Origin of the sequence: Paracoccus sp. SSK6 (assembly GCF_039770665.1) — a bacterium.
Classification (GTDB): Bacteria; Pseudomonadota; Alphaproteobacteria; order Rhodobacterales; family Rhodobacteraceae; genus Paracoccus.
In genome coordinates this window covers 1-6,395 of record NZ_JBDPNJ010000056.1, presented here as the reverse complement: position 1 = coordinate 6,395, position 6,395 = coordinate 1, and the positions used below count along the sequence as shown (strand labels likewise).

Below are 6,395 nucleotides of genomic sequence, written 5' to 3'. Positions count from 1 at the left end.
CTCCGGCCCAAGCCCCTTGATGGCCCAGAGCGCCTCACGTCGGCTGAGCCCGAGCGAGGGCCTGAACCCATCCGCCTCTGCAATGCGGGTGAGGCTGGCTATCGGCACACGGACCCTGCGCCAGAGATCCTCCACCGAGGCGAAGGGCTGATCGGCCCGGGCGGCGACGATGGCCGCGGCATGGATATTGGCCAGCCCCTTGATCATCCGCAGCCCGAGGCGGACGGCAAAGCGGCTGCCCTCATCGCCCGGCCGTCCCGTGGCTTCCAACGTGCACTCCCAGCGGGACGCATTGACGCAGACCGGCCGGATCTCAACACCGTGCTCCTGCGCGTCCCGAACGATCTGCGCCGGGGCATAGAAGCCCATCGGCTGGCTGTTCAGGAGTGCCGCGCAGAAGGCATCCGGATGCCAGCACTTCAGCCAGGCACTGGCATAGGCCACGAGCGCGAAGCTGGCGGCATGGCTTTCGGGAAAGCCATAGGAGCCGAAGCCCTCGAGCTGGCGGAAGGTGCGCTCGGCGAAGTCGGGTGCGTAGCCACGTTCGACCATGCCCGAGACGAGCTTGTCCTTGAAGGCTGAGACGCCCCCGGTGAACTTGAAGGTCGCCATGCTTTTGCGGAGCATGTCGGCCTCGCCCGGGGTGAAGCCCGCGCATTCGATGGCGACCCGCATGGCCTGTTCCTGGAAGAGGGGCACACCCAGGGTCTTGCCCAGCACCTTCTCCAGCTCCGGTGTAGGATACTCCACCGGCTCCAGCCCCTCCCGGCGTCGCAGGTAAGGATGAACCATGTCGCCCTGGATGGGTCCGGGGCGGACAATGGCCACTTGGACCACCAGATCATAGTAGGTGCGGGGCTTCATCCTCGGCAGCATGGCCATCTGCGCGCGGCTCTCGATCTGGAAGGTGCCGAGCGTGTCGGCCTTGCGGATCATCGCATAGGTGCGCGGGTCCTCGGGCGGGATGGTGGCCAGATCGTAGCGGACACCCTTGTGCGCCTCGATGAGCGCCAGCCCCTTGGCCATGCAGGTGAGCATGCCCAGGGCCAGCACATCGACCTTCATGAACCTGAGCGCGTCGATATCGTCCTTGTCCCATTCGATGATCTGCCGGTCCTCCATGGCGGCGGGCTCGATCGGCACCAAGTCGTCAAGCCGGTCCTGGGTGAGAACGAATCCGCCCGGATGCTGCGACAGGTGCCGGGGAAAGCCCATGAGCTGCCGCGACAGATCCAAGGTCAGCCGCAGGCGCCGATCCGTAGGGTCGAGGTTCAGCTCGCGGATCTGGGCCTCGGACACACCCTCCTCGGACCAGGCCCAGATCTGGCCCGAAAGGGTCTGGATCAGGTCCTCGGGCAGACCCATGGCCTTGCCGACATCGCGCAAGGCGCCCTTGGCGCGGTAGCGGATCACCGTGGCGCAAAGCGCTGCGCGATCGCGGCCGTAGGTGTCATACACCCATTGGATCACCTCCTCGCGGCGCTCGTGCTCGAAGTCGACGTCGATATCGGGCGGCTCGTGGCGTTCCTCGGACACGAACCGCTCGAAGAGGAGATCATTGCGGTCTGGGTCGATGGCGGTGATGCCCAGCACATAGCAGACGGCGGAGTTCGCCGCCGAGCCGCGGCCCTGGCAGAGGATGCCGCGAGAGCGGGCAAAGCGGACGATGCTGTGGACGGTCAGGAAGTAGGGGGCGTAGGCCAGCTTGGCGATCAGGCGCAGCTCGTGGGCCAATGACGCCTTCACCTCGTCGGGCACCCCCTCAGGATAGCGCTCCGCCGCGCCCTCCCAGGTCAGCTGCTCCAGGGTCTCCTGCGGGGTCAGCGTCGGATCGTCCCGCTCCTCGGGATACTGATAGCGGAGTTCATCGAGCGAGAAGCGGCAGCGGGCCACGATCTCCGCCGTCCGCGCCACAGCCTCCGGGTAGCGCGAGAAGAGCCGGTGCATCTCGGCGGGCGGCTTCAGATACCGGTCGGCATGGCGCTCGCGGCGAAAGCCCAGGGCTTCGACGGTCACATTGTGGCGGATGGCGGTGACCACATCCTGCAGGATGCGGCGGGTGGGCTCGTGATAGAGCACGTCATTGGTGACGACTGTGGGCACCCGCAGCTGCGCGGCCATGGTCGACAGCTCATGCAGCCGCAGCTGATCGTTGGGGCGGCGGCGCAGGGTGAGGGCCAGATAGGCGCGGTCATAGAAGACATCGCGCAGCCGGCGCAGGCGGAGCGCGCAGGTATCGTCGGCCATGTCCGGCACCAGCACCGCGATGAGGCCCTCGGCGTGCTCCACCACATCCGGCCACTCGAGATGGCATTTGCCCTTGCCGGCGCGGGACTTGCCGAGCGTCAGGAGGCGGCACAGCCGGCCATAGCCCGCCTTGTCCGTGGGGTAGACCAGCAGCGCCATGCCGCAGGCGAGATCGAGCCGGCAGCCCACCACCAACCGCACGCCGGTGGCCTTGGCCGCCTCCCAGGCCCGGACAATGCCCGCCAGCGTGTTGCGGTCGGTCACGGCCAGGGCCTCGATGCCCATCATCACCGCTGTGGCGAAGAGTTCCTCTGCCGAGGAGGCACCCCGCAGGAATGAGAAGGGCGATGTCACCTGCAACTCGGCATAGCGCGGCCCGGTCATCCGATGACACCGTTCATCCGAACACCCCATGGAGGAACCAGCGATGCGAGCCGGTCTCGCTGTTCTCGCCGTCGCCCGCCCGGAATACCCAATAGCGCTCGCCCGCCTCATCCTCGATGCGGAAGTAGTCGCGCACCGCGATCATCTCGGCATCACGCTTCCACCATTCGCCAAAGACCCGCTCGGGTCCATCGGCGCGGGCCACCTTGCGGCGGATGCCCCGCCAGGTGATGGAAACCGGCGGATGATCGGGCAGGAGTGCCAGGGTCTCGATCGGCTCGGGCCGGGCTAGGAGCCGCGTGGGCCGCGGCCAGTGATCGGGCCAGCCGGCACCGACAGGATCGGACAAGGGCGCGACGCGGGTGACGGAGCGTTCCGGCACGTCGCTGGCAACAGGGGCCATCCGGTAGACGCCGCGCGCGCCCACGCGGTTGGCCAGCACATCGACGAGGCCGGAGAGATCGGGGGCAGGGGCTTCTAAAAGCGAGCTGGCCATCTGCCGCGCGTCCAGCGGCTCGACCATCACCGCCGTCAGCGACAGGATCTCGATGCCGTATCCCGGCGAGATGGTCTCGATCTTCTCGCAAAGGAGCCGGGTCAGCCGCTGCGGGTCACGCTGCGGGCAGGCAAGACCCACGCGGACGGTCTGCACATGGGCATCGACCCGCCAGCAAAGCAGATCCAGCCTGCGCGCGCCGAGGCCGCGCTCCTCCAGGGCCGCGCAAAGCTGGACCACCAGCTTGCCGATGTAGCGGGCGATGGTCTCAGCCGCTGCAATAGGTTCGGCAAAGCTGCGACGCACCTCGACAAGCTCCGACGGGCGCAGCGGCTCAATCGGCTCGGAGGCATGGCCAAGCGCTTGATCCAACCTGCGGCAGAGGTCGGGGCCGAAGCGCCGGGTCAGGGGCGCGCGGGGCTGATGGAGAAGATCGCCGATGCAGACAAAGCCCAGGGTGCGGAGGCTTGCGAGCGTCGCGGGCGGCAGCCGCAGGGCCTGAAGGGGCAGGGGAGCGATCAAAGCCTCCGTTGTGCCCGGCGCGGCCACATGCATGGGATCAGCCACATGCCGGGCCAGGGCATGAGCGGCACCCCAGGTGTCGGCGACAGCGGCGCGGGCGGTGACCCCGGACATCACCAACCGGCCGATCAGCGTTTCCAGCATCGCCTCTTCGCCGCCATGGAGATGATCGGCGCCGGTGGAGTCGATCACCAGCCCGTCAGGCGGATCGACCGCCACAATGGGCGAGACCCGCTGCAGCACCCAGAGGGCCAGCCGCTCCAGGGAGGCGGCATCGGCCTGAGGATCATGGGGCAGCACCTGCAGGCCCGGGACCATCGCCTGCGCCTTGCTCACCGGCATGCCGACGGTGAGGCCCAGCTCCTGGGCCACAGCACAAGCGGCCATCACCAGCCGGCGGTTGCCGACGCGACCGGCGAGCACCAGCGGCCTCTCGTCCGACGAAGATGCTGCTTCAGGCGCCGACCGCCTGAGCCGGTCGATCGGCCAGAACGGCAGGGTGACCGAGATGACCCGTGCCATCGCATGCCTCCAGTTCGATATCGAGACTTTCTCCCGCTCGCGCCCGGATCAGCTCGATAAGCCAGCGGGCCCGGCCAAGACCGGGAACAGGCAAGGGGGCGGAAGGCAGGACCGAGATGCGCCAGCGGGTCATGGCCGCCGTAGGCTGGCCGAAGTCATAGGCCTCCTGCTGACGGCGCCAGCGGCGCAGCGCAATGCCGGTGGTGCCGGAGCCCTTGGCCGCAAGATGCAGCCGGCGCGAGGCGGTCATCGACAGCCGGGCAACATCCGCCACGACCGCGCCAAGACCGCCATGGCGCAAGCCTTCCTCCATGCAGGCCAGCACCGAGACATCATCGCCGGCCTCGACATAGATCACCCGATCCGGACCAAGGCCCGCCTGTTCGAGACCGGGGGCGAAGAGATCGGCCTGCGTCACGCACCAAAGCACCTGTCCGGGAAGACGCGCGGCAATGCCCGCCGCGAAGCAGGAAGCTGCTGCGCCATCTACTGCGCCGTTGCCGCCACCAGCGACCTCGTGCAGGCAGCCGAGCGCCAACCCGCCCCCGGGCAGGCGGCGGTCCAGATCGGGCACGCCGAAAGGCAGCACCTCGCGCGCCGCTGCACTCTCGCCCTCCATGGCTGCGATCTGCTCGCGCAACGCAGCAAGGGCAGGATTGAAGGGCCGGGCAGGCATGAGGGCGGGTGGCTCCAGAGAAGCGATTGCAGACGAACAGATATTGTTCCTGTTTTGTTCCTGAAGAGCCGACGGTGTCAACACGATGCTGCAGATGATCTGGGGATATCTTCACGACCCTGCCGCGTTATGCTGGCGACCAGGTCCAAGCCACCGCACGGAGGATCGTCTCATCTGCAACCTTTACAACCTGACGACCAACCAGCAGGCGATCCGGGATGCGGCGCAGGTCATGCAAGACAGCCTGGGCAATCTCGAGCCGAGCCTCGACATCTATCCCGATCGTCCCGCGCCGGTGGTGCGCAATACGCCCGAAGGCCGCGAACTGTCCCGGTTGACCTGGGGCATGCCCACCCCGCCGCAGTTCCTGAAGGCAAAGGATGCGCCCGACACCGGCGTCACCAACATCCGCAACACCCGGAGCCCGCACTGGCGCCGCTGGCTGGGCATCGAAAACCGATGTCTGGTGCCAGCAACCGCTTTTTCGGAATATGGGCAGAAGCCTGATCCGGTGACCAAGCGCAAGCCGCTGCACTGGTTCGCGCTTGATGAGACCCGGCCGCTGTTCTTCTTCGCGGGCATCTGGACGCCCTGGCGAGGGGTCCGCGGCTCGATGAAGACCCCGCGGCCGGGCGAGCATCAGCTCTTCGCCTTCCTGACCTGCGAGCCGAACACAGTGGTGGGAAAGGTCCATCCCAAGGCCATGCCGGTGATCCTGTCCACCGAGGACGAGATGGAGATGTGGATGACGGCAGAGTGGTCCCAAGCGCAAGCACTGCAGCGGCCCTTGGCCGATGACGCGCTGATCGAGTTGCCGTCTGACGCTCTTGATGAGCCGCAGGGACGGCTTCTCTGACGTGGGGCAGAGCAGGGCCATGCGGATCGCCACCTACAACATCAACGGCATCAATAGCCGCCTTGAGACGCTGCTGGCCTGGCTGGATGACACGCAGCCTGACATCGTCTGCCTGCAGGAGCTGAAGGCGCCGCAGGCGAAGTTCCCGGAGCGGCAGCTGCAAGCAGCCGGCTACGGCTCTGTGTGGCACGGACAAAGCCGCTGGAATGGCGTGGCGATCCTGTCGCGGGATAGCGAGCCGGTGCTCACGCGCCGCGGTTTGCCGCGGGATCCTGATCCCAGCCAGAGCCGCTATATCGAGGCTGCGGTGAATGGCGTGCTGGTTGGCTGTCTTTATGCTCCAAACGGCAATCCCGCACCCGGACCCAAATGGGATTACAAACTCGCCTGGCTAAAGCAGTTTACCGTCCATGCAAAACAGCTGCTCGCCCTGGATGTCCCGGTGATCCTCGCTGGGGACTACAACATCATTCCCACCGAACAGGACGTCTATAATCCGGATCGCTGGCAAGGTGATGCTCTGTTCTTGCCGCAGGTCCGAAAAGCCTATGCGTCTCTTCTGAAACAGGGCTGGTGTGACGCAATAGAGACCATCCATCCAGACGAGTCCGCTTACACCTTCTGGGATTATCTGCGACAGGCCTGGGAGCGGAATGCCGGATTGCGGCTCGATCACCTGCTGCTCTCGCCCG

Annotated in this window: 5 protein-coding genes; 2 read left to right on the top strand and 3 right to left on the bottom strand. The window is 66.7% G+C overall.

The features are described 5' to 3' along the window. The 3 genes from AAIL68_RS16980 to AAIL68_RS16970 all read right to left on the bottom strand — a co-directional run. Positions 1–2,631, bottom strand: a 2,631-nt coding sequence (locus AAIL68_RS16980; RefSeq protein ID WP_347140943.1) for an error-prone DNA polymerase, incomplete at its 3' end; no start/stop codon positions are given. A 13-nt stretch (positions 2,632–2,644) separates the two neighbouring features. Next, complete coding sequence (locus AAIL68_RS16975) at positions 2,645–4,171, bottom strand: DNA polymerase Y family protein (protein WP_347140941.1); 1,527 nt, start codon at positions 4,169–4,171, stop codon at positions 2,645–2,647. Continuing rightward, entirely contained in the window at positions 4,104–4,847 is a 744-nt protein-coding gene (locus AAIL68_RS16970) for an ImuA family protein (protein ID WP_188716674.1), read from the bottom strand. The genes AAIL68_RS16975 and AAIL68_RS16970 overlap by 68 nt, the downstream gene beginning before the upstream one ends. Before the next feature lie 85 nt (positions 4,848–4,932). Between AAIL68_RS16970 and AAIL68_RS16965 the strand changes: the two genes are divergently transcribed. Together AAIL68_RS16965 and AAIL68_RS16960 are read left to right on the top strand one after the other, a co-directional pair. Continuing rightward, complete coding sequence (locus tag AAIL68_RS16965; RefSeq protein WP_229665376.1) at positions 4,933–5,703, top strand: SOS response-associated peptidase family protein; 771 nt, start codon at positions 4,933–4,935, stop codon at positions 5,701–5,703. Positions 5,704–5,722: 19 nt separating this feature from the next. Then, on the top strand, positions 5,723–6,395 hold a 673-nt coding region (locus AAIL68_RS16960), incomplete at its 3' end, for an exodeoxyribonuclease III (RefSeq protein WP_347140939.1).